The following is a 21,799-nucleotide window of genomic DNA, read 5'->3' on the forward strand; positions in this document are numbered from 1 at the left end:
GGCCTGCCCCCAGTTTCCCCGGCTGCGGGCGGAGACTGCGGCGGTGTTGCCCGGGGCGGGCATCGGTCAGCGGTTGCGGCCGTAGCGGTCGGCGAGGCGGGCTTCGGTAGTGGTTTCCGCGGGGACCGGGGTCGGCTCGGTGGTGGTCTCGGGGTTCGGGGCGGCCGGGGTCTCGGCGCGTTCGCGGCGGCGGGCGCGGAGTTCGGCGAAGACGAAGTAGCCGAGGCCGAGCGGAGCCATGATGCCGAAGGCGAGCCATTGGAGGCCGTAGGAGAGGTAGGGGCCCGCGTCGAGCTGGGGGAGGGGTGACGGGGTGAAGGCGCCGGGCTGGCCCGCGTCGAGCTGGAGGTAGCCGCCCTTGTCGGTGCCGGTGGGGACGGGGGTCAGGGCGATGCCGAGGACGGTCGATTCCTGGGTGGTGTCGACCGTGTAGACCTGGCGATAGCCGTCCTGGGTGCTCGGCGCCTTGTCGGGGACCACGCCCTCCGACGCGCGAACCCGGGCCTCGAGCCGCTGCGGACCGGCCGGGGGCTCGGCGATCGTGGGCGGGCGGGTGCCGTCGACGGCGGCGACCAGGCCGCGGTCGACCAGGATCGTGCGGCCGTCGTCGAGACGGAATGCCGAGAGCACCGCGTAGCCGGGGGCGCCGTCGAGATGACGCAACCGGACCAGCACGGTCGAATCCGGCACATAACCGCCGGTCGCGGTCACCTTGCGCCATTCGGTGTGGGTGTCCGGATCGCCGGCGAGCACCTCGGTGACGGCGACCGGATCGGCCTGCACCGAGTCGGCGATGAGCTGGTTGCGGTGTTCGGTGCTGGTGTTCTTGCCCAGCTGCCAGGGCGCGAGCACGGTGAAGCACAGGTAGGCGAACGCGGCGACGATCACCGCGAGGATCAGCCAGCTGGGCCGCAGCAGGAAGGTGAGCCTGCGCATCAGTGCGGCGCGTTCGCTGGGGTGCGGGCGTCGAGTTCGGCGCGCACCCACTCGAGCAGACCGGGCACGGCGGCCTCGATCTGGTCGCGGACCAGGTCGAAGCCGGACTGGTCGCCGTAGTAGGGGTCGGGCACGTCGGGGCCGTCGGCGTCGGGGTCGAAGCTGCGCAGCAGCCTGCGCTGCTCGGTGGGGACGCCGCGGTGGGCCAGCTCCCGGTCGTGGCCGGTGTCGAGGGCCACGATCAGGTCGGCGTCGCGGTGCTCGGCGCCGAAGGTGGCGGCGATGTGCTCGGTGGCGTAACCGGCCCGGCGCAGGGTCGCCTCGGTGCGCGGGTCGGCCGGATCGCCGACATGCCACGCGCCGGTCCCCGCGCTGGTGACCCGCACGCGATTCGCCAGGCCCGCCCGGTACAGATGCGCCGCGAACATGTTCGCGGCCATCGGCGAGCGACAGATGTTCCCGGTACAGACAAACGTCACGTGAATCGCTCCCACGGGACCCATTGTCGCCCGAGCCGCCGAATCGCCGCCACGTAGGGTGTTCAGTTGTGTTCGAGGACTCGGTCGACCCCGCGATGCTGCGCCACCACGGTGACGTCGACGCGCGGCCGGGCATGCTCGACTTCGCGGTCAACGTCCAGGGCCTGGCCCCGCCGCCCTGGCTGCGCGCGCGCCTGGCCGCCCGCCTGGACGACCTCGGCCGCTACCCCGGCGCCGCCGACGACCTCGCCGCCCGCACCGCCGTCGCCGCCCGCCACGGCCGCACCCCCGACGAGGTCCTGCTGCTGTCCGGCGCCGCCGAGGGCTTCGCCCTGCTGCCCCGCCTGCGCCCCCGCCTGGCCGCCGTCGTCCACCCCTCCTTCACCGAGCCCGAACTGGCCCTGCGCGAGGCGGGCGTCCCGGTCACCCGCGTGATCCTCGACCGCCCCTACACGCTCGACCCGGACCTGGTCCCCGAGGAAGCCGACCTGGTCGTCCTCGGCAACCCCACCAACCCCACCTCGATCCTGCACCCCGCGCGCACTCTCCACGCCCTGCGCCGCCCCGGCCGCCTCCTCGTCGTCGACGAAGCCTTCGCCGACGCGGTGTTCGCCCCCACCCCCACCCCCGCGCAGTCCCGCGACCACCACCGAACCCCGCCCCGACCTGATCCCGCACCCACCGGCAACCTGCCTGCCGGTGCCGCGGCGAACGGCACGGTCGCGGGGCGTGACGCGGCGGATCAGGCGGGCTCGCGGCTCGGCGCTGCCGCGGCGAACGACATCGTGGCGGGCGCGGCGGCCCTCGGGGGCTCTGTGCCAGGTGCCCCGGCGAACGGTTCGGCCGCGAGTCGCGCGGACGAACCGGAATCCCTGGCCGGGATTGCCGCGCCCGATGTGCTGGTGTTGCGCAGTCTTACCAAGACCTGGGCGCTGGCCGGATTGCGCTGCGGCTATGCCCTCGGCGCCCCCGACGTGCTGGCCCGGCTGACCCACGGCCGCCCGCACTGGCCGCTGGGCACCCTCCAGCTCGAGGCCATCACCGCGACCGCCGAACCCGCCGCCGTCGCCGAGTCCCGGCGCTACGCCGCCCGCATCGCCACCGACCGCGCCGCCATGATCGAGCGCCTGACCGCCCTCGGCCTCGACGTGCACACCCCCGCCACCGGCCCCTTCCTCCTGCTGCGCGTCCCGGACGGCGCCCTCCTGCGCAAACGCCTCGCCGACCGAGGTATCGCGGTGCGCCGCGCCGACACCTTCCCCGGTCTCGGCCCCGACCACCTCCGCCTCGCGGTCCGCGGCCCGGCCGAGGTCGACCCGCTGATCGCCGCGCTGCGCGACGCGCTGTGGTGACCAGCCGGATGACCGCGGTGCTATCCGTCCTGTTCGCGTCGTGTGGTGACCAGCCGGATGACCGCAGGGCTGCCCGTCCTGTTCGCGTGCGCCCGGTTCGCGAGACAGGGTGCCGCACCTTCGGAGAACACGGTCGACCATGCTGGGGACGTACGGGATTCGGGGCATAGAACCATGACGTGGACTCAGGTGGAACGAAGGAGACAGTGGTGACCGACCTGGCCGAACTGATCGGGGTGCTCGACGCGGCGTATCCGCCGAAGCTGGCCGAGTCGTGGGACTCGGTCGGCCTCGTCTGCGGTGACCCCACTCAGCGGGTCGACAAGGTGGTCTTCGCCGTCGACGCCACCGCCGCCGTGGTCGACGAGGCGATCGCCTGGGGCGCACAGGCTCTCGTGGTGCACCACCCGCTGCTGCTGCGCGGAGTCGACACCGTCGCCGCCGACACCCCCAAAGGCGCGCTGCTGCACCGCCTGATCCGCTCGGGCTGCGCCCTGTTCTCCGCGCACACCAATGCCGACTCCGCCGACCCCGGCGTCTCCGACGCGCTCGCCGCCGCCGTCGGCCTCACCGTCACCGGCCCGCTCGACCCCAAACCCCTTGTCCCCGTGGACAAGTGGGTAATCCAGGTGCCGCAGACCCACACCGCCTCGCTGATGTCGGCGCTGTTCACCGCGGGCGCGGGCGCGATCGGCGACTATCGCGAGGCCGCCTGGTACACCGCGGGCACCGGCCAGTTCCGGCCGGTCGCGGGCGCGAACCCGGCGATCGGCAGCATCGGCACGGTGGAGACGGTCACCGAGGACGCCGTCGAGGTGGTGGCCCCGCCGACCTCGCGCCTGGCCGTGCTGGCGGCCCTGCGCGCCGCCCACCCCTACGAGGAACCCGCCTACCACGTCACCGAGCGCGTGCCACTGCCGTCCTCGCTCGGCATCGGCCGCATCGGCGAACTCCCCGAACCCGAGACCCTGCGCGCCTTCACCGAACGCGTCGGCGCTGGCCTGCCCCGCACGGTCTGGGGCGTGCGCGCCGCAGGCGACCCCGACCGTCTCGTCCAGCGGGTGGCCGTGTGCGGCGGCGCGGGCGACTCGTACCTGAACGCCGCGATCCGCGCGGGCGTGGACGCCTACCTCACCGCCGACCTGCGCCACCACCCCGTCGACGAACACCTGCGCCGCGGCGGCCCCGCCATCATCGACGCCGCCCACTGGGCCACCGAATTCCCCTGGTGCGGCCAGGCCGAACAGCTCGTCCGCACGGCCCTGCCCGACCTGACCACCCGGGTATCCACCCTGCGCACCGACCCGTGGACGGTCACCGGCTGACCAGCCGCACGCGCCGCCGGATCACCCGCCCCGGATGCCCGCCCGGTAAACCCCGGGATCGTTCCGCCTTCGTCGAGCCGTACCGCAATCCCGGGCCCGCGCCGTGCCGGGTGCCCGGCCCCGCCGCGTTCCCGGCCGTGCCCGTACCCGGCCCGCGCCCGGCCGCGTGGGTCCAGCCCGCGCCGTGCCCCTGGGTCCGGCCCGAGATCGTGCGCCCGGTGGGCGGAGGCGGATGCCCGGGTGAGCGGACCTTGTCACCGGGCCTGGTTCAGCCTCGAACAGGCCAGCGCGAAGTCCGGATGCACTGTGAGCGTGAGCGCGCTCGCGTCCGGCGTGATCGAGGCTGCGAGATAGCGGTCCATGCGGGCGAAGACCGAGGGACCGAGCACCACCGCGAGGGCCAGCACCAGCAGCCCGGCGGCACCGGTGAGCAGCGCGAACGACGACGGCGCGGCGAAATACAGCCCCACACCCAGCACCAGCGGGAACAGACTGCACACGTAGTAGGCGATCAGCGCCTTGACGCGCGTGTCCCGCCGCGCCACGCATCGCTCGCACTCCGGCCACGCGGCTTTGATCAGCGCTGTCGGTTCATTGCACTCGGCCACCAGCTTGCCGAGCGTCAGGCTCTTGACCGTCTCGAAGGTCCTGCGGCCGAACCCCTCCTGGCGATAGGCGCCGGGCTTGCCCCAGAACCGGAGGTATTCATCCTTGGGACCGGTGGCCGGGAGTCCGTGCACTGGGCATACCGGAGGTAAAGCGGTGGCCAGGGTCAGCTGGAGCTGCCGCTGCTCGCCCAGGGGATCGAAGGTGTGCGGGCGCAGGGGCAGGACCACATCGGTAGCGGGAGTCGAAGAGGTCATACGGACTTGGACGCATCCCGGCCCCGATCGGTTCCCTCGCATCCCCGGGTCCTTCGGGTCCTGGCATGACCACCCCCCTCGGCGCGGTACGGTTGACCAACCCATCCGTCCACCGTGTTCAGGAGTTCGTGCGCGTTGAATGTCGAACCGTCGGTCCAGTCCAAGCTGTTGCAGCTCGCCGCCGTCGATGCCGAGTTGACGCGGATCGCCCATCGCCGCACCGCGCTGCCCGAACAGCAGGAAGTGACCCGGCTGGCCGCCGAGCGCACCGGGTACAAGGACGCCGCCGTCGCCGTGGAGATCGGCATCGACGACCTCGATCGCGATATCCGCAAGCTCGAGGGTGAGGTCGAGGCCGTGCGTAAGCGCGAGGACCGCGACCGCGGCATGCTCACCGCGGGCACCGTCGCGGCCAAGCAGCTCTCGGAGATCCAGCACGAGCTGGGCAGCCTGGAGCGCCGCCGCTCGGTGCTCGAGGACGAGCTGCTGACCGTGATGGAGCAGCGCGAGGCGATGGCCGCCGACCATGATCACGCCGGTGCCCGGCTGAGCAAGGCCGAACAGGACCTCGCCGACGCCGAACGCCTGCGTGACGAGGCGATGGCCGATCTGGCCGTGGCCGAGCAGCGCTGCGACACCGACCGGGCCGGGCTGGTCGGGCTGTTCCCCGACGAACTGCTCGCCGTCTACGACAAGCAGCGCGCCGCGCACGGCGTTGGCGCGGCCCTGCTGCAGGCCCGCCGCTGCGGCGCCTGCCGGATCGAGATCGACCGCGGCGAGATGCAGCGCATCGCCAAGGCCGCCCCCGAGGCGGTGCTGCGCTGCCCCGAGTGCGGCGCGATCATGGTGCGTACCAAGGAATCCGGGCTGTGACGCGCCGATGACCGAGGTGATCGTCGAGGCCGACGGCGGCTCGCGTGGCAATCCCGGCCCGGCCGGGTACGGCGCGGTCGTCTTCGACGCCGACCACGCGCGGGTGCTCGCCGAGCGCAAGGAATACATCGGCGTCGCCACCAACAATGTGGCCGAATACCGCGGCCTGATCGCGGGTCTGGCGGCCGCGGCCGAACTCGGCGCCCGGGTGGTCGCGGTGCGGATGGACTCCAAGCTCGTCGTCGAGCAGATGTCGGGGCGCTGGAAGGTCAAGCACGCCTCGATGATCCCGCTCGCCGAACAGGCGCGGGCCCTGGTCGCCGGGTTCGACCGGGTGAGCTTCACCTGGATCCCGCGCGCGCGGAACTCCCACGCCGACCGGCTGGCCAACGAGGCCATGGACGACGGCGCGCTCACCGGCACGGTCCGCGCGGCCGTCGCCGCTGGCCACGCACCGGGCGATCAGGTCACCGCGCCCGATCCCGTCATCAACCAGCGCCAGCCCACGAAATCTACTGGTGCCCAATCGGTTTCGGCCCCGGGCTGGACCGGTGCCGTCGGCAGGCCGACCCGCCTGCTGCTGCTGCGCCACGGCCAGACCGCGCTGTCGGTGGAACGCCGCTACTCCGGCCGCGGCAACCCGCCGCTGACCGAGCTCGGCCGCGAACAGGCTGAACGCGCGGCGAAGATGCTGGCCGCCAAGGGCGATATCGCCGCCGTGGTGAGCTCCCCGCTGCAACGCGCCCGCTCGACCGCCGAGGCCGCTGCGGCCGCGCTGGGGGTCGGCGTGCGGGTCCTCGACGGGCTCATCGAGACCGATTTCGGCAGCTGGGAAGGACTCACCTTCGCCGAAGCGGCCCAGCGGGATCCGGAACTGCACAGCGCCTGGCTGGGCGACCCGTCGCTGCCCGCGCCCGGCGGCGAGAGCTTCGATCAGGTGCGCGAGCGCATCGAAGCGGTGCGCCGCGATCTGGTGGCGCTGTACCCGGAGCAGAACGTGGTGGTGGTCAGCCACGTCACCCCGATCAAGACACTGCTGCAGCTGGCGCTCGGTGTCGGCCCTTCGTTGCTGTACCGCCTGCACCTGGACCTCGCCTCACTGTGCGTCGCCGAGTTCTATCCCGACGGCGGCGCCTCGGTGCGGCTGGTCAACGACACCTCGTACCTGGCGGGCTAGCACCCCCTCGGGGTACGGTCGGCGCCGGCAGGCGGCCTGCGTAACGATCACGCGCGCGCACCCGAAAGGTTCACGGGCGCGCGGAATGCCGCGGCCATCGAGAAAGGTACTTGATGAGGTTTCTACGGATGGCGGCATTCGCGGCGGCCATCGCGGGGGCGCTCACCGCATCGGCCGGGGTGGGCAGCGTATCGGCCGACCCGAGCGTGGTGCTCGGCGCGGCCTCGGGCATCGTCTTCGACAACGACTCCGGCTGCTCGCTGACCACCATCGGTCACGACAACGCGGGCAGGCTGGTCGGCATCACCGCCGGGCACTGCGCCCCGACCGGGGCCAAGGTCGGCGCCGAGCAGGCGCTGCACGCCGGGGTGATCGGCACCGTCGCCTTCTCCGACGACGGCGACTACCTGGATTTCGCTGTGCTGCAGCTGGACGCGGCCAAGGTGCTGCCGGTGCGCACCGTCGGCCAGACCACCGTCGCCGGGATCGGTCCCGCGCCCGCTCCGGGCACCACGGTGTGCTCCGACGGCCGCACCAGCGGCCGCAGCTGCGGGGTGGTGTGGGGTGAGCTCGAGGGCACCTCGATCAACCAGTACTGCTCGCAGCCCGGCGATTCCGGCGGTCCGGTCGTCGTCGGCGACCGCCTGGTCGGCATGAACCAGGGCAGGCTCACCGGTCTCGGCCCGATCGACTTCGACGTGCCGTGCACCAACACCGCCAACCCGATCCACTCGCCCGCCTACTTCCAGCCCATCCAGGTCATCCTCGATGTGCTGAACCGCGCGGGTGGCGTCGGCGCGGGCTTCCAGCCCCTCTGATCGACCCGGCCGGGGCGCGGCAACCGATCCGGCTGCCGCGTCCCGCTGTTCATGGCCGCAGGACCGAGACCAGGAAATCGGTCTGGTCGCGCACGACCTGCTCGAAGACGTCGTCGAAGTACACGTCGAAGTGCCCGACCGGATACTGCTTGACCACCGCGTGCTTGGTGCGCTCGGCGGCCTTGCGGGTCGGCGCGGGCGGGGCGATCGAATCGTTCTCGGCGATCGCGTAGAACACCGGCACCTTCACCGCCTTGGCCCGGCGGCCCGGCGAATCGAACAGCGTCGAGAACGCCACGCGCGCCGAGACCTTCGGCTCGTAGGTGGCGCTCTCCTCGGCCAGCCTGCCGTACCCCTCCGGCACGTCCGAGGCGCTCATCAGCGCCGCCGAGCGCTTGCGCCCGGCCAGCCGGATACCGATCGGCTTGCGCCGGATCGGCCCCACCAGCAGGTCGGTGGCGGCGATGGTGGCCACCTTGGTCAGGCTGATCGGGCCCTTGGCCATCGACGAGGCCCACCCGCTGGTGAACGGCACCTGCGCCACCACCGCGGCGATGTAGTCGTCCTCGGGCGCCACCGCGAGCACGTGCCCGCCACCGAACGAGGTGCCCCACAACGCGATCCGGGTGGCATCGAAGCCCCGGATGCTGCGCGCGTAGGCGATCGCGGCCTTCCAGTCCTGCCGCTGACGGGCGATGTGCAGCAGCTGGCGCGGCGCGCCCTCACTGGCACCGAAATGCCGGTAGTCGAACGCCAGCACCCCCATCCCCGCCGCGACGAACCGCCGCGCATACCGATCCAACCCCATTTCGCGGGTTGCCCCCAGCCCGTGTCCCATGATCACCAACGGTCGCGGCCGGGGCGCGCCGTCGGGCAGGTAGAGCCAGGCAGCGCACTGCTGGTCACCCGAGGGGAAACTGACGTCGACACGTTCCATGAGAGATAACCGTACCGAGTAGGCTGTAGCGGCGGACGAGTCGGCCGGGCGACCGCGGCGACGGGAACGGGCACACAGTGCCGCTGCCCGTGGCCGAGGAAAGTCCGGACTCCACAGAGCAGGGCGGTTGTTAACGGCAACCCGGGGCGACCCGCGGGACAGTGCCACAGAAAACAAACCGCCGCGCGCACGCGCGGTAAGGGTGAAACGGTGCGGTAAGAGCGCACCAGCGCCCCGGGTGACCGGGGCGGCTAGGTAAACCCCGCCCGGAGCAAGGTCGAAGGTCGCACCTCGCGGTGCGGCTGCGCAGGTGTTCGAGGGCTGCTCGCCCGAGCCTGCGGGTGGACCGCTCGAGGCACCCGGCGACGGTGTGTCCAGATGGATGGTCGCCCCCCGGTGCGAACCGGGGACAGGATCCGGCTTACAGGTCGGCTCGTCCGCCCCCCGACGAACGACGAGGCGGCGCCCCCACCGTGGGAAGCGCCGCCTCGGCTCGCCGGGAACCGGCCTCAGCACATGAGTTTGGACATCTCGTAGATCGCCTGCGCCTCGTCGTTGGTCGCGGTGGTGGCGCCGTTGGTGGCGTTCTTCTCGATCCCGGCGACCACGTCGTCCTTGGACTTGCCCGCGGTGATGTCACCGCAGGTCTGGGCCAGCAGGCCGCTCAGGGCGGCGTCGTCGCGGCCGTCGGCCAGCTTCGGGAAGGCGTTGCGGTAACTCACCACGAACATGCCCGCCTTGCTCGCGTCGAGCTGGGCGGTGGGGGCGGCGGTGGTCGCCGCGGAATCGGTGGCCGCGGAATCGTCGCCGCAGCCTGCCAGCAGCAGGGCGAAGACGGTGGCACTGGCCGCGAGGGCGGCGGTAGTTCTACTCACGCAGCGGGATGCTAATACCCCGGAAAACGCGCCGCCTCCCGTCGGCGAGACGGGAGGCGGCAGGTCTGAGATCTGTTAGACGTCAGCTATGCCGGGTTGATCACCAGCAGCTGGGCCCAGTACGACGCCTGGTCCGGTCCGAGGATCGGCAACAGGTAATCGAAAAGCAGCGACGACATACGCGCGGAACTCCCCTTTATCGACGTGGGTGCCGCACCGTCCGGCGTCTGCCGGAGGTGCCGCCGACACAGTAACAACTGGCGCGCGGTGTATGTCGGGTCGGTGAAAATGCGCAGGAACTCGCCGGGAACGTGAGCGAGGTCATAGAGTGTTCGCCGTCGGCCCGGCTCGCCGCCGATCGTGGCGAGCCCAACACATTCGATCGCGGAAGCAGGTCACATACACATGCGGGTAGTTCGTTCCATTGTCGCCGGGGCACTGATCGCCGGAGCCGCGGCGGTTCTCACCTCGCTGGGCGCCGGCTCGGCGAGCGCGGTCGCGGTGACCCCGCTGGCCGGTGGGGTCCAGGTCGACCTCAGCCCGGCCGATACCGCCTGGGTCCACCAGACCCGCTTCGGCCTGACCGTCGCCGGGCTGCCGCACCCCTCGGCGGCCTCCTTCGGCCAGGCGCTCGACGCGGCGGCCGCGGTGTCCTCGGCGGTGCCCAACGGCCGGGTCACCTTCACCGTGTACGGCCCGTTCGATCAGCTCAACGGCACCATGCTGGCGCTGCAGTAATACGCTGCACGGATGGAACTCCATCCGCGGATCGTCTCGGCGCCGGTCGACTTCGGCGCCATCCGTTCCGAATTCGGGCTGGCCTCGGACTATCCGGCCGAGGCCGTCTCGGCGGCCCGCGACGCGGTGGACGCGTTCGCGGGCTCCCGGGTCGATCGCACCGACATCGAGTTCGTGACCATCGACCCACCCGGCGCCCTGGATCTGGACCAGGCGCTGCATCTGCTCCGCACCGACACCGGCTTCACCCTGCACTACGCGATCGCCGACCTCGGTGCCGTGATCGTGCCGGACGGCGCGCTCGCCCGCGAATCCCTCGCCCGCGGCCAGACCTTCTACCTGCCCGACGGCACCGTGCCGCTGCATCCGCCGGTGCTGTCCGAGGACACCGCCAGCCTGCTGCCCGGCGTCGACCGCCCCGCCACCCTCTGGACGATCGACCTCGACGCCGCCGCCGTGCCCCGCTCGGCCACGGTGACCCGCGCGCTGGTGCGCTCCCGCGCCCGGCTCGACTACGCCGGGGTCCAGGCCGACGCCGACGCGGGCACCCTGCATCCCTCGATCGCCGCGCTGCCCGAATTCGGCAAGCTGCGCATCGAGGACGGCTTCGACCGCGGCGCCATCTCACTGCGCCTACCCGCCCAGGACGTGGTCCGCGACGGCGAGAACTGGCGGCTGGAGCTGGAACCGCGCACCGAGGCCGACGACTGGAACGAACAGGTCTCCCTGCTCACCGGCATGTGCGCGGCCCGGATCATGCTGGAGCACAAGGGAACTCCGCTCGGCCTGCTGCGCACCATGCCCCCGCCCGCGCCGGGCGCCGTCGAGTCCATGCGCCGCACCGCCGCCGCCCTGGGCGTCACCTGGCCCGCCGACATGCCGGTGGGCCGGATGCTGGCCGGGCTCGACGCCAACTCCGCGGAGGCGCTGGTGCTGATGTCGGAGGCCACCTCGCTGCTGCGCGGCGCGGGCTACACCTCGCTCGCCGACCTCGACGACCAGAGCCCGGACCGCCTGACCCACAGCGCCATCGGCGCCCCCTACGCCCACGTCACGGCCCCCCTGCGCCGCCTGGCCGACCGCTACACCACCGAGATCTGCCTGGCCCACTGCGCGGGCACCGAGGTCCCCGCCTGGGTCCGTGACGGCCTCGACACCGCTGTGGACACCATGCGCCGCACCGACGCCCTCGCCAACAAGGTCGACCGCGCCTGCGTCGACCTCACCGAGGCCACCATCCTGCGCCCCCGCGTCGGCACCGGCTTCACCGCCGTCGTCCTGCGCGAGGCCACCGGCACCCGCGACGCCGAGATCTTCCTCCCCGAGCCGCCCATCCTGGCCCGCTGCACCGGCGAACCCCCCGAAGGCGCGACCGTCCCCGTCCGCCTCACCACCGCCGACCCCACCACCCGCACGATCGCCTTCACCTACGGGGATTGATCGTCACCGCCGACCTGTCGGTGCCCCCGGCTAGCGTGACCCGCGAAAGGGGTTCGGTACGGCGAGAAGGGGGCACGATGACGGTCGGCGCGCACCAGGAGAACCCGGCGTGAATACCGCGCGGCAGGCGGGTAGTTCACGCGAACACCCCGAGCGATTCGCCGCTCGGCCGAACGCGCTGATTCCGCCGGAGCAGCGGTACTGGATGGGCGCGACGCTCGCGCTGATGGTGTTCGCTGTGCTCGCGTCTGCGCTGGCGGGTAACCCAGGGGCCCCGCCGGGCCGAATTCGGTTCGGGTCAGGGGGTTCCGGTGATGAAGGCCGCGGCAGCGGGGTAGCGGGCCAGGGCATGGCCCGCGGCGGATTCCTCGGTGTCGGCGAGGAGTTCGAAGAGGGTGGCGCCGGTGGGGGAGAGGTCGGCCGCGGCGGCCTGAATCGCGTCGCGGGATTCGACGGCGTCGCGGTGGTCGCCCAGGACGGTCTGCAGGCGTTTGGCCTGGGTGCCAAGGGCGGCGGCGTCGGTACCAAGGAGGGGGGTGGCGGCCTCGGCGGAATACCGTAACCGCTTGGCGCTCTTACGGATGTCGTGCAGTAGTTCTATGCGGTCGGCGGGGGCGGCGGTGGGTTCGGCGAGGACCAGCTTGCGCAGGCGCTTGCGGTCGCGGCGCAGGACGTGGTCGAAGGCGGTGGCCGCGTCGGTGCGCGCCGCGTCGGCGGTGAGCGGGGGTGCGGTGCGCCAGGTGGTGAGGAGTTCGGCCAGGCGGCGGTAGCGGGGGCCGTCGAGGGTCGTGAGGATCTCGGCGTGGCCGGTCGCGTAGACGTGGCGGGAGGCGCCGACCAGGGCCCGGATCACCTCCACGGGGACCTCGTCGTAGCCGCGCAGCAGGGTGCGGAAGCGGGCGGCGCGCACCTCGGCGTCCCGGGCGACGCCGAGCAGGTCGGCCAGCCACTTCAGTTCGTGGCCGGTGGCCACCGCGTCCTCGGTGACGAACAGCGCGCGATAGGAGCGCAGCACGCTGCGCAGCCGCCGGGTGGCCACCCGCATCTGGTGCACCGAGTCGTCGGCGTCGGCGCGCACCTCGGGTTCGGCGGCCAGCAGCCGGTCGATGTCCTCGCACAGGGCGGTGCGCAGGGCGGTTGCGGCCGTGGGCGCCATGATTCAGTCTCGCTTCCCGAACGCGTCGGTCGCCGCCACCAGGTGGTGGGTGATGCCGGGCTCGTGCGCGGTGTGGCCCGCGTCCTCCACGATGTGCAGGGTCGAGCCGGGCCAGGCGGTGTGCAGGTCCCAGGCGCTGACCGCCGGGCACACGATGTCGTGACGGCCCTGCACGATCACCCCGGGGATGTCGGCGATCCGATCGATGTCACGCAGCAACTGTCCCTCGTCGAGGAATCCGCCGTGCCGGAAATAGTGGTTTTCGATGCGCGCGAAGGCCAGCGCGAAGCGCGCCTCGCCGGTCTCGGCGACCCGATCCGGTTGCGGCAGCAGCGAACTCGTCGCGCCCTCCCACGTCGACCAGGCGACCGCGGCGTCGAGCGCGACCTGCGGATCCTCGGCGTGCAGCAGCCGGTGATAGGCCGCCACCAGGTCGCCGTCGCGCTCCTCGACCGGCACCGGCGCCAGGAACTTCGCCCACTCGGCCGGGTAGACATTGCCCGCCGCGCCGTTGTAGTACCAGTCGATCTCCTTGCGCCGCAACAGGAAGATCCCGCGCAGCACCAGCTCGGTGACCCGCTCCGGATGCGCCTGCGCGTAGGCCAGCCCGAGGGTGGACCCCCACGACCCGCCGAACACCTGCCAGCCGTCGATCCCGAGCCGCTCGCGCAGCAGTTCCATGTCGGCGATCAGGTGCGCGGTGGTGTTGGTGGCCAGGCTCGCGCCATCGGCGATGTGCGGCACCGACTTCCCGCACCCACGCTGATCGAAGAGCACGATCCGGTACACCGCCGGATCGAAGAAGCGCCGCTGCATCGGGCCGGTGCCGCCGCCGGGCCCGCCGTGTACGAACACCACCGGCTTGCCCTGCGGATTCCCGCTGACCTCCCAGTACACCGACTGGCCGTCGCCCACGTCGAGCAGGCCCTGCTCGAACGGCTCGATCTCGGGGTAGAGAACGCGCATCAGAAGGCCAGTCCCGCAGCGAGATTCGGCAGCTCGAGGGCGGTGAGCGCCTCGTCGCGCACTTCGGCGCAGGTCCCCGTGGTGACCCGGTCGACGATCGCCTTGTCGGCCAGCACCTGCCCGTTGATCCCGCCGTTGCGCAGCGCCCACTCGTGCACCATCGCGTTGAGCGAGATCCGGCCCAGCGTCGGCCCCTGCACCCGGAAGTTCGACAGCTCGGGGCGGATCATCTCGCACAGCTGGGTGGCCGCGGCGTCACTGATGACCACCTCGCCGGGCTTGGCGGCCGTGGTGGTGGTCGCGACGGTGGTGGTGGTGGCCGCCGTGTCGTCCCGGGCCGGTTCGGCACCGCCGCAGGCGGTCAGACCTGCGACGGCGAGCGCTGCGGCCAGTGAAACGACGGTGCGGCATATCCCACGGCGGTGCATCGGTACCTCATGACTGGTCGGCGAAAGGTCGCCATCGAGTCTGCCAGGTCTGCTGGGCTTCGCGGGGAGTGCGAGTGGAACCAGGGTCTACCGCCCACAGAGGTTTGCGGCTGTGTTTGTTGGAGCGCTGGCGCGCTCGAGTCGCGGCCCCGAGGGGCCGCCGGTCAGCGCTCGAGACTCGCCTTCGGCATGCGCTTCGAGCGCTGACCGGCGACCCGGCCGCGACCGGCCACTTCGTGGCCGCCGCTCCTCGGGGTCGCGGGTGCGGGCCGGGAGTGCGGTCAGCTCAGAAGCTGTGTTCCGGTCCGGGGAAGGTGCCCTGGCGGACTTCCTCCGCGTACGCGGCCGCGGCGGAGCGCAGTTCGTCGCCGACATTGCCGAAGCGCTTGACGAACTTGGCGGTCTTGCCGCTGGTGTAGCCAGCCATGTCCTGCCAGACCAGCACCTGGGCATCGCAGTCGGCGCCCGCGCCGATGCCGACGGTGGGGATGGTGAGCTTGTGGGTCACCTGACCGGCCAGGTCGGCGGGGACCATCTCCATGACCACCGAGAAGGCACCGGCCTCCTGGACGGCGATGGCGTCGGCGATGAGCTGTTCGGCGCCGTCGCCGCGGCCCTGCACGCGGAAACCGCCCAGGGTGTTCACGCTCTGCGGGGTGAAGCCGATGTGCGCCATCACGGGGATGCCCGCGGCGGTGATCAGCGCGATCTGCTCGGCGACACGTTCGCCGCCCTCGAGCTTGACCGCGTGCGCGCCGCCCTCCTTCATGAACCGGGTGGCGGTGGCCAGCGCCTGCTGCGGGGAGGACTCGTAGGTGCCGAACGGCAGGTCAGCCACCACCAGCGCGTGCGGGGCGCCGCGGACCACCCCGCGCACCAGCGGGATCAGCTCGTCGACGGTGATCGGCACGGTGGTGTCGTAGCCGTAGACCACATTGGCGGCGGAATCGCCGACCAGCAGCACCGGAATGCCCGCCTCTTCGAACAGGCGCGCGGAGGAATAGTCGTAGGCGGTCAGCATGGACCAGCGTTCGCCCTCGGCCTTCATCTGCTGCAGATGCTGGACACGGGTCTTGCGGCGAGGTTTGGTTTCGGCGGGAGCGGCACCGTAGGCAGGGGTCTGCTCATCGGATACGGACATCATCGTCCCTTTCGTCTGGTTCCTCGAGGCCCGTAGCGGGTCCCCGGGTTTTTCTGACGAATCCAGTGTGCCACCCCGGCCGGGGGCCTTCTAAGGGGCCGAGCCGGTGTGATCGGTCACACCGGCGCTCGAGCTACCGTGACAGCGAGCCCCGTCGCTGGAACGGGCGCATCGTGCTGTGCGCCCCAGCGGCGCGGAAAGGTGGGCCCACTGTGCAGCGAGGCAGGCTCGTCGTACTCCTCGGCGCGATCAGCGCGTTGATCGTCACCGGGTGCTCGGCCACCGACGAGGCCGCTCCCGCCGCCCCGATGCCCGCGCCGCCTGCCGGACTGGACAGCTTCTATCAGCAGCAGATCGACTGGGGCTCGTGCGCGGAGTACGGCAGCCCCGATGACCGGCTGCCCCCCAACGCCGAGTGCGCGCGGGTCACGGTGCCCGTGGACTACGCGCGCCCTGACGGGGAGACCGCCCAGATCGCGCTCTCGCGCATCCCGGCCAGCGGTAAGAAACTCGGTTCGCTGCTGCTCAACCCCGGCGGACCGGGTGTCTCGGGCCTGTCCATGGTCGGCATCGGCAACCGCACGCCGCTGGCCGAGCGCTTCGACCGGGTCGGCTTCGATCCGCGCGGCGTCGGTTCGTCGCTGCCCGCCATCGTCTGCCTGACGCCGCAGCAGGCCGACGCCGAACGCGCCGAGCCTCCGCTGGACAACACCCCCGAGGGCATCGCCGCCGCCGAGGCCGACAACCGCGAATACGCCGACCGCTGTGCCCAGCGCACCGGCACCGATCTGCTCGCCCACGTCGGCACCCGCGAGGTGATCCAGGACATGGACGTCATCCGGGCCGCGCTGGGCGACCCGCGGCTGAGCTACCTGGGCTACTCCTACGGCACCCGGCTCGGCTCGGCCTACGCCGAGAAGTTCCCGCAGAACGTGCGCGCCATGGTGCTCGACGGCGCGGTGGACTCCTCGCAGGACCCGGTCCAGGAATCGCTGCGCCAGGCCGCCGGTTTCCAGGGCGTGTTCAACGCCTACGCCGCCGACTGCGCCACCCACGCCGAATGCCCGCTGGGCACCGACCCGGCCCAGGCGGTGGCCCGCTTCCGCGAGCTGGTCGGCCCGCTCGAGACCACCCCGGCCGCCACCGCCGACCCGCGCGGGCTCAGCTACGGCGACGCCATCACCGGTGTGCAGCAGGCGCTCTACACCGACGACCTGTGGAACATCCTCACCCAGGGCCTGCTGGAACTGCGCGAGGGCAAGGGCGACACCCTGCTGAAACTGGCCGACATGTACGACGGCCGCCGCGAGGACGGCAGCTACGCCAACACCCAGGACGCCTTCAACGCCATCCGCTGCGTCGACGATCCGCGCATCACCGATCCCGCCGTGACCGGCCGCCAGGACACCGAATACCGCAAGGCCGCCCCCTTCCTCGACGACGGCAAGGGCACCGGCGCGGCCCCGATGGAACTGTGCGCGTCCTGGCCGGTGCCCAACACCAGCACCCCGCACCGCATCTCGGCCCCCGGCCTGCCGCCCGTCGTCGTGGTCTCGACCACCGACGACCCGGCCACGCCGTACCAGGCGGGTGTCGATCTGGCCGACCAGCTGGGCGCCGAGCTGATCACCTTCCGCGGCAACCGGCACACCGCCGCGCTGGTCGCGGGGGACCGCTGCCTCGACGACGCGGTGATCGACTACCTCGTCGAACTCACCACGCCCGCCTCCGATCTCACATGCTGAGAGGCCCGATCGCCTCGTCCGCGCCGGTGAGAGGCGCGAACGAGGCGATCGGAACGCAAACCCGCGCGTGTATGTAACACGGATTTAACGCCAGGTGCTTACGCTCGCCGGTATGGATCGCCAGAAGGAATTCGTGCTGCGGACGCTCGAAGAGCGGGACATCCGCTTCGTGCGTCTCTGGTTCACCGACGTGCTGGGCTACCTCAAGTCCGTCGCGATCGCTCCCGCCGAGCTCGAAGGCGCCTTCGAAGAGGGCATCGGCTTCGACGGCTCGGCGATCGAGGGCTTCGCGCGGGTGTCCGAGGCCGACATGGTCGCGCGTCCGGATCCCTCGACCTTCCAGGTGCTGCCCTGGTCGACCTCCAAGGGTCACCAGCACTCCGCCCGCATGTTCTGCGACATCACCATGCCCGACGGCTCCCCGTCCTGGGCCGACCCGCGCCACGTGCTGCGCCGTCAGCTCAACAAGGCCGCCGACGTGGGCTTCAGCTGCTACGTGCACCCCGAGATCGAGTTCTTCCTGCTGGAGAACAACCTCAAGGACGGCGCCCCGGTCCCGGCCGACAACGGCGGCTTCTTCGACCAGGCCGTGCACGACTCGGCCCCCAACTTCCGCCGCCACGCCATCGACGCGCTCGAGTCGATGGGCATCTCGGTGGAGTTCAGCCACCACGAGGGCGCCCCCGGCCAGCAGGAGATCGACCTGCGCTACGCCGACGCGCTGTCGATGGCCGACAACGTGATGACCTTCCGCTACCTCATCAAGGAGGTCGCGATCGACGAGGGCGTGCGCGCGACATTCATGCCCAAGCCGTTCTCCCAGTACCCGGGTTCGGCCATGCACACCCACATGAGCCTGTTCGAGGGCGAGTCCAATGCCTTCGCCGACCCCGACGACCCGAACAACCTCTCGCTCACCGCGCGCTCGTTCATCGCGGGCATCCTCGAGCACGCCCCGGAGATCAGCGCGATCAGCAACCAGTGGGTCAACTCCTACAAGCGCCTGATCCACGGCGGCGAGGCCCCGACGGCGGCCTCCTGGGGCCGGTCCAACCGCTCGGCGCTGGTCCGCGTGCCGATGTACACCCCGAACAAGTCCTCCTCGCGCCGCGTCGAGATCCGCAGCCCCGATTCGGCCTGCAACCCGTACCTGACCTTCGCGGTGCTGCTGGCCGCCGGTCTGCGCGGCATCGAGAAGGGCTACACCCTGCCGCCCGAGGCGGAGGACGACGTGTGGGCCCTGACCGACGCCGAGCGTCGCGCCATGGGCTTCCGCTCGCTGCCCGGCACCCTCGACGAGGCGCTGCAGGCGATGGAGCGCTCGGAGCTGGTGGCCGAGACCCTCGGCGAGCACGTGTTCGACTTCTTCCTGCGCAACAAGCGCCGCGAATGGGCCGACTACCGCAGCCAGGTCACCCCGTGGGAGCTCAAAGAGTACTTGAGCCTCTGAGGACGGCGCCGAACCGACCGCTCGTTTCGGCGTGACGACTTCGTTGCCCGGACCATGTAGTTTTATCGGCATGGTCCGGCCCCCGACTGCCCGCTCCGCTGTTCCCGGCGTCGGCCGGCTCGGTCTCCTCGAACCGAACGCGGCGGCGTCTCTGCGCGAACTCGGCTGGGACAATGTCGACGGCGTGCCCGTGCTCTGGGCGCTGTCGCGTTCGCCCGACGCCGATCTCACGCTGTCCACGCTCATCCGGTTGCGCGAATCGCTGGGAGACGGGTGGGCCGAACTGGATTCGGCCATCCGCGCCGAAACCCGGTTGCGCGGCAGGCTGTTCGGGCTGCTCGGCTCCTCGACCGCGTTCGGTGACCACCTCGTCGCCGAGCCCGCCGCGTGGCGGCTGCTGCGCCGCCCGGAACTGCCACCCCGCGAGGAACTCATCGCGGATCTGCTCGACGCCGTCGACGCCGAGCCCGAGACCGGCCCGCACGCCGGACCCATGCTGTTCCGCGCCGGGATCGCCGGGCCGGAGGCGATCGCGTTGCTGCGCAGCAGGTATCGCGATCAGCTGATGCTGCTGGCCGCCGTCGACCTGGCCTCCACGGTGGAGAACGAGCCGGTGCCGCCCTACACCGTGGTCGGCATGCAGCTCTCGGACCTGGCCGACGCCGCGCTCACCGCGGCGCTGTCGGTCGCGGTGGCGCGGGTCTGCAAGAACGGTGAAGTGCCGGTGCGCCTCGCGGTGATCGCGATGGGCAAATGCGGTGCGCGCGAACTGAACTACGTCAGCGACGTGGACGTGGTGTTCGTCGCCGAACCCGCCGACGCCACCGCCACTCGCCTGGCCGCGGAGATGATGAGCGTCGCGGGCTCGGCCTTCTTCGAGGTCGACGCGGCCCTGCGACCCGAGGGCAAGGCGGGCGCGCTGGTGCGCACCCTCGACTCGCACCTGGCCTACTACAAGCGCTGGGCGCGCACCTGGGAATTCCAGGCGCTGCTGAAGAATCGGCCGATGACCGGCGATCTGGAACTGGGGCAGCAGTACCGCGACGCGCTCATGCCGATGGTGTGGACCGCTTCGGAACGCCCCGACTTCGTCGCCGACGTGCAGGCCATGCGCCGCCGCGTCGAAGACCTGGTCCCGGCCGATCTGCGCGAGCGCGAGCTCAAGCTCGGCGCGGGCAGCCTGCGCGATGTCGAATTCGCCGTGCAGCTGCTGCAATTGGTGCACGGGCGGGTCGACGAGTCGCTGCATGTGACCAATACCGTCGAGGCGCTGGCCGCGCTGGCGGCGGGCGGTTACGTCGGCCGTGACGACGCCGCCAACCTCACCGCCTCCTACGAATTCCTGCGCCTGCTCGAACACCGCCTGCAATTGCAGCGGCTCAAGCGCACCCACACCCTGCCCGCCGCCGACGACGAGGAGGGCATGCGCTGGCTGGCCCGCGCGGCCCACATCCGCCCGGACGGCCGCCAGGACGCCGTCGGCGTGCTCGACTCCGACATCCGCCGCAACGCGGTGCGGGTGCGGCGCCTGCACGCCAAGCTGTTCTACCGGCCGCTGCTCGACGCGGTCGCCCGGATGGACTCCGACGCGCTGCGCCTGAGCCCCGACGCGGCCGTGCGCCAGCTCGCCGCCCTCGGCTACGCGGCCCCCGAGAACGCCCTCGGCCACCTCAAGGCCCTCACCGGCGGGGTCTCCCGCAAGGGCCGCATCCAGGCGCTGCTGCTGCCGACCCTGCTGGAATGGCTCGGCGACACCCCCAACCCCGACGCGGGCCTGCTGGCCTACCGCCGGGTCTCGGAGGGCCTCGACGACCAGATCTGGTTCCTGCGCGAACTGCGCGACGAGGGCGCCATCGCGCAGCGCCTGATGATCGTGCTCGGCTCCTCGGAATACCTGCCCGACCTGCTGATCAACGCCCCCGAGACGATCCGCATGTACGCCGACGGCCCGGGCGGCCCGCAGCTGCTCGGCCCGCAGCCCGAGGACGTGGCGCGCGGCATCCAGACCGCCGCCGCCCGCTACGACGACCCGCGCCGCGCGGTGGCCGCCGCCCGTTCGCTGCGCAGGCACGAGCTGGCCCGGGTCGCCTCGGCCGATCTGCTCGGCATGCTGGATGTGCCGCGGGTGTGCGCGGCGCTGTCCTCGGTGTGGGTCGCGGTGCTCGAGGCCGCGCTGCGGGCGATCATCCGGGCCTCGGAAGCCGAGCGCGGCGCCCCCGCGCCCGCGGATTTCGCGGTCATCGGCATGGGCAGGCTCGGCGGCATGGAACTGGGCTACGGCTCCGACGCCGACGTGCTGTTCGTCTGCGATCCGCGCCCCGGCGAGGACGAGACCACCGCGGTGAAGTGGGCCATCGGCGTGGCCGAGAAGGTGCAGCGCCTGCTGGGCGCGCCGAGCACCGACCCGCCGCTGCAGGTCGACGCGGGCCTGCGCCCGGAGGGCCGCAACGGCGCGCTGGTCCGCACGCTGGCCGCCTACCAGGCCTACTACGACCAGTGGGCGCAACCGTGGGAGATCCAGGCGCTGCTGCGCGCGCACCAGGTGGCGGGCGATCAGGATCTCGGCGTGCGGTTCCTGCACGTCATCGACCCGATCCGCTATCCGGCCGGTGGCGTCTCGGCCGAGGCGGTCCGCGAGATCCGCCGGATCAAGGCACGGGTGGACTCCGAGCGGTTGCCGCGTGGCGCCAACCCGGCCACCCACACCAAGCTGGGGCGCGGCGGCCTGGCCGATATCGAGTGGACGGTGCAGCTACTGCAACTGCGCCACGCGCACGAGGTGCCGGGGCTGCACAACACCTCGACGCTGCAGTCGCTGGATGTCATCGAGGCCGAGGGCATCCTGGAACCCGAGGACGTCGCGCTGCTGCGCGAATCGTGGATCACCGCCACCGCCGCGCGCAACGCGCTGGTGCTGGTCAAGGGCAAGCCCACCGATCAGCTGCCCGGTCCGGGCCGGTTGCTCTCGGCGGTCGCGCGGGTGGCGGGCTGGCCGACCGACGACGGTTCGGAGTTCCTGGACAACTACATGCGGATCACCCGCCGGGCCAAGGCGGTCGTCGAGCGGGTGTTCGGCGGGGAGTGAGAACGAGAAAAGCCC

At 71.8% G+C, this 21,799-nt stretch carries 19 protein-coding genes and 1 other RNA gene; 11 read left to right on the plus strand and 9 right to left on the minus strand.

Features of this window, described 5'->3' with window-relative positions:
* Window positions 1-66: 66 nt before the first annotated feature.
* Window positions 67-936, minus strand: a complete 870-nt coding sequence (locus WA675_RS08935; protein WP_336083487.1) for an SURF1 family cytochrome oxidase biogenesis protein — start codon at window positions 934-936, stop codon at window positions 67-69.
* The gene (locus WA675_RS08940) at window positions 936-1,439 is read right to left on the minus strand and encodes a low molecular weight protein-tyrosine-phosphatase (RefSeq protein ID WP_336083489.1); all 504 of its coding nucleotides are present in this window, start codon (window positions 1,437-1,439) and stop codon (window positions 936-938) included. Before WA675_RS08940 ends, WA675_RS08935 begins: the two co-directional genes overlap by 1 nt.
* A 71-nt stretch (window positions 1,440-1,510) precedes the next feature.
* On the opposite strand from WA675_RS08940, the gene WA675_RS08945 reads away from it, so the two are divergent.
* Together WA675_RS08945 and WA675_RS08950 are read left to right on the plus strand one after the other, a co-directional pair.
* The gene (locus WA675_RS08945; protein ID WP_442945587.1) at window positions 1,511-2,767 is read left to right on the plus strand and encodes an aminotransferase class I/II-fold pyridoxal phosphate-dependent enzyme; all 1,257 of its coding nucleotides are present in this window, start codon (window positions 1,511-1,513) and stop codon (window positions 2,765-2,767) included.
* Window positions 2,768-2,976: 209 nt separating this feature from the next.
* Window positions 2,977-4,092 carry a Nif3-like dinuclear metal center hexameric protein gene (locus tag WA675_RS08950; RefSeq protein ID WP_336083492.1) on the plus strand — a complete coding sequence of 372 codons (1,116 nt, stop codon included), beginning with the start codon at window positions 2,977-2,979 and terminating at the stop codon, window positions 4,090-4,092.
* A 254-nt stretch (window positions 4,093-4,346) separates the two neighbouring features.
* On the opposite strand, the gene WA675_RS08955 is transcribed toward WA675_RS08950, so the two are convergent.
* Window positions 4,347-4,928 (minus strand): hypothetical protein, encoded by a 582-nt coding sequence (locus tag WA675_RS08955; RefSeq protein WP_336083494.1) that lies wholly within the window; start codon window positions 4,926-4,928, stop codon window positions 4,347-4,349.
* A gap of 162 nt (window positions 4,929-5,090) precedes the next feature.
* On the opposite strand from WA675_RS08955, the gene WA675_RS08960 reads away from it, so the two are divergent.
* From WA675_RS08960 to WA675_RS08970, 3 genes are all read left to right on the plus strand, one after another.
* Complete coding sequence (locus WA675_RS08960; RefSeq protein WP_336083496.1) at window positions 5,091-5,828, plus strand: zinc ribbon domain-containing protein; 738 nt, start codon at window positions 5,091-5,093, stop codon at window positions 5,826-5,828.
* A gap of 7 nt (window positions 5,829-5,835) precedes the next feature.
* A complete protein-coding gene (locus WA675_RS08965) occupies window positions 5,836-7,005 on the plus strand; it encodes a bifunctional RNase H/acid phosphatase (RefSeq protein WP_336083498.1) in 1,170 nt (389 codons plus the stop codon).
* 128 nt (window positions 7,006-7,133) lie between these two features.
* Window positions 7,134-7,823 carry a S1 family peptidase gene (locus WA675_RS08970; protein ID WP_336083500.1) on the plus strand — a complete coding sequence of 230 codons (690 nt, stop codon included), beginning with the start codon at window positions 7,134-7,136 and terminating at the stop codon, window positions 7,821-7,823.
* 49 nt (window positions 7,824-7,872) lie between these two features.
* Here the strand turns inward: WA675_RS08970 and WA675_RS08975 are convergent, their stop codons facing one another.
* The gene (locus tag WA675_RS08975) at window positions 7,873-8,760 is read right to left on the minus strand and encodes an alpha/beta hydrolase (RefSeq protein WP_336083502.1); all 888 of its coding nucleotides are present in this window, start codon (window positions 8,758-8,760) and stop codon (window positions 7,873-7,875) included.
* A gap of 36 nt (window positions 8,761-8,796) precedes the next feature.
* Between WA675_RS08975 and rnpB the strand changes: the two genes are divergently transcribed.
* Window positions 8,797-9,200: RNase P RNA component class A (gene rnpB / locus WA675_RS08980), an RNA gene on the plus strand.
* A gap of 69 nt (window positions 9,201-9,269) precedes the next feature.
* Here rnpB and WA675_RS08985 read toward each other — a convergent pair.
* On the minus strand, window positions 9,270-9,635 hold the full coding sequence (locus WA675_RS08985; RefSeq protein WP_336083504.1) for a hypothetical protein: 366 nt from the start codon (window positions 9,633-9,635) through the stop codon (window positions 9,270-9,272).
* Between the two features lie 405 nt (window positions 9,636-10,040).
* On the opposite strand from WA675_RS08985, the gene WA675_RS08990 reads away from it, so the two are divergent.
* Both WA675_RS08990 and WA675_RS08995 read left to right on the plus strand, forming a co-directional pair.
* On the plus strand, window positions 10,041-10,373 hold the full coding sequence (locus WA675_RS08990) for a hypothetical protein (RefSeq protein ID WP_336083506.1): 333 nt from the start codon (window positions 10,041-10,043) through the stop codon (window positions 10,371-10,373).
* 12 nt (window positions 10,374-10,385) lie between these two features.
* Window positions 10,386-11,813: an RNB domain-containing ribonuclease gene (locus WA675_RS08995; RefSeq protein WP_336083507.1), complete on the plus strand. Its 1,428-nt coding sequence runs from the start codon at window positions 10,386-10,388 to the stop codon at window positions 11,811-11,813.
* Window positions 11,814-12,111: 298 nt separating this feature from the next.
* Here WA675_RS08995 and WA675_RS09000 read toward each other — a convergent pair whose 3' ends face one another.
* From WA675_RS09000 to panB, 4 genes are all read right to left on the minus strand, one after another.
* Entirely contained in the window at window positions 12,112-12,969 is an 858-nt protein-coding gene (locus tag WA675_RS09000; protein WP_336083509.1) for a CHAD domain-containing protein, read from the minus strand.
* Between the two features lie 3 nt (window positions 12,970-12,972).
* On the minus strand, window positions 12,973-13,935 hold the full coding sequence (gene pip / locus WA675_RS09005) for a prolyl aminopeptidase (RefSeq protein ID WP_336083511.1): 963 nt from the start codon (window positions 13,933-13,935) through the stop codon (window positions 12,973-12,975).
* Window positions 13,935-14,363, minus strand: coding sequence for a hypothetical protein (locus WA675_RS09010; RefSeq protein WP_336083513.1), 429 nt, complete (start codon window positions 14,361-14,363; stop codon window positions 13,935-13,937). The genes pip and WA675_RS09010 overlap by 1 nt, the downstream gene beginning before the upstream one ends.
* Window positions 14,364-14,649: 286 nt before the next feature.
* Window positions 14,650-15,504 carry a 3-methyl-2-oxobutanoate hydroxymethyltransferase gene (gene panB, locus WA675_RS09015; protein WP_336083514.1) on the minus strand — a complete coding sequence of 285 codons (855 nt, stop codon included), beginning with the start codon at window positions 15,502-15,504 and terminating at the stop codon, window positions 14,650-14,652.
* A 212-nt stretch (window positions 15,505-15,716) separates the two neighbouring features.
* Between panB and WA675_RS09020 the strand changes: the two genes are divergently transcribed.
* From WA675_RS09020 to WA675_RS09030, 3 genes are all read left to right on the plus strand, one after another.
* The gene (locus WA675_RS09020) at window positions 15,717-17,249 is read left to right on the plus strand and encodes an alpha/beta hydrolase (protein WP_442945576.1); all 1,533 of its coding nucleotides are present in this window, start codon (window positions 15,717-15,719) and stop codon (window positions 17,247-17,249) included.
* A 112-nt stretch (window positions 17,250-17,361) separates the two neighbouring features.
* Window positions 17,362-18,699: a type I glutamate--ammonia ligase gene (gene glnA, locus WA675_RS09025; protein WP_278262622.1), complete on the plus strand. Its 1,338-nt coding sequence runs from the start codon at window positions 17,362-17,364 to the stop codon at window positions 18,697-18,699.
* 70 nt (window positions 18,700-18,769) lie between these two features.
* A complete protein-coding gene (locus WA675_RS09030) occupies window positions 18,770-21,784 on the plus strand; it encodes a bifunctional [glutamine synthetase] adenylyltransferase/[glutamine synthetase]-adenylyl-L-tyrosine phosphorylase (protein WP_336083517.1) in 3,015 nt (1,004 codons plus the stop codon).
* Window positions 21,785-21,799 lie beyond the last annotated feature (15 nt).

The organism is Nocardia sp. SSK8 (genome assembly GCF_037034205.1).
Classification (GTDB): Bacteria; Actinomycetota; Actinomycetes; order Mycobacteriales; family Mycobacteriaceae; genus Nocardia.

Bases quoted from the DNA above. Each gene is read 5' to 3' on its own strand.
- glnA (WP_278262622.1), top strand. From the start codon at position 17,362: ATGGATCGCCAGAAGGAATTCGTGCTGCGGACGCTCGAAGAGCGGGAC.
- WA675_RS08990 (WP_336083506.1), top strand. From the start codon at position 10,041: ATGCGGGTAGTTCGTTCCATTGTCGCCGGGGCACTGATCGCCGGAGCC.
- WA675_RS08965 (WP_336083498.1), top strand. From the start codon at position 5,836: ATGACCGAGGTGATCGTCGAGGCCGACGGCGGCTCGCGTGGCAATCCC.
- WA675_RS09030 (WP_336083517.1), top strand. From the start codon at position 18,770: ATGGTCCGGCCCCCGACTGCCCGCTCCGCTGTTCCCGGCGTCGGCCGG.
- WA675_RS08975 (WP_336083502.1), bottom strand. From the start codon at position 8,760: ATGGAACGTGTCGACGTCAGTTTCCCCTCGGGTGACCAGCAGTGCGCT.
- WA675_RS09010 (WP_336083513.1), bottom strand. From the start codon at position 14,363: ATGCACCGCCGTGGGATATGCCGCACCGTCGTTTCACTGGCCGCAGCG.
- WA675_RS08940 (WP_336083489.1), bottom strand. From the start codon at position 1,439: ATGGGTCCCGTGGGAGCGATTCACGTGACGTTTGTCTGTACCGGGAAC.
- pip (WP_336083511.1), bottom strand. From the start codon at position 13,935: ATGCGCGTTCTCTACCCCGAGATCGAGCCGTTCGAGCAGGGCCTGCTC.
- WA675_RS08970 (WP_336083500.1), top strand. From the start codon at position 7,134: ATGGCGGCATTCGCGGCGGCCATCGCGGGGGCGCTCACCGCATCGGCC.
- panB (WP_336083514.1), bottom strand. From the start codon at position 15,504: ATGTCCGTATCCGATGAGCAGACCCCTGCCTACGGTGCCGCTCCCGCC.
- WA675_RS08995 (WP_336083507.1), top strand. From the start codon at position 10,386: ATGGAACTCCATCCGCGGATCGTCTCGGCGCCGGTCGACTTCGGCGCC.
- WA675_RS08935 (WP_336083487.1), bottom strand. From the start codon at position 936: ATGCGCAGGCTCACCTTCCTGCTGCGGCCCAGCTGGCTGATCCTCGCG.
- WA675_RS09000 (WP_336083509.1), bottom strand. From the start codon at position 12,969: ATGGCGCCCACGGCCGCAACCGCCCTGCGCACCGCCCTGTGCGAGGAC.
- WA675_RS08945 (WP_442945587.1), top strand. From the start codon at position 1,511: ATGCTGCGCCACCACGGTGACGTCGACGCGCGGCCGGGCATGCTCGAC.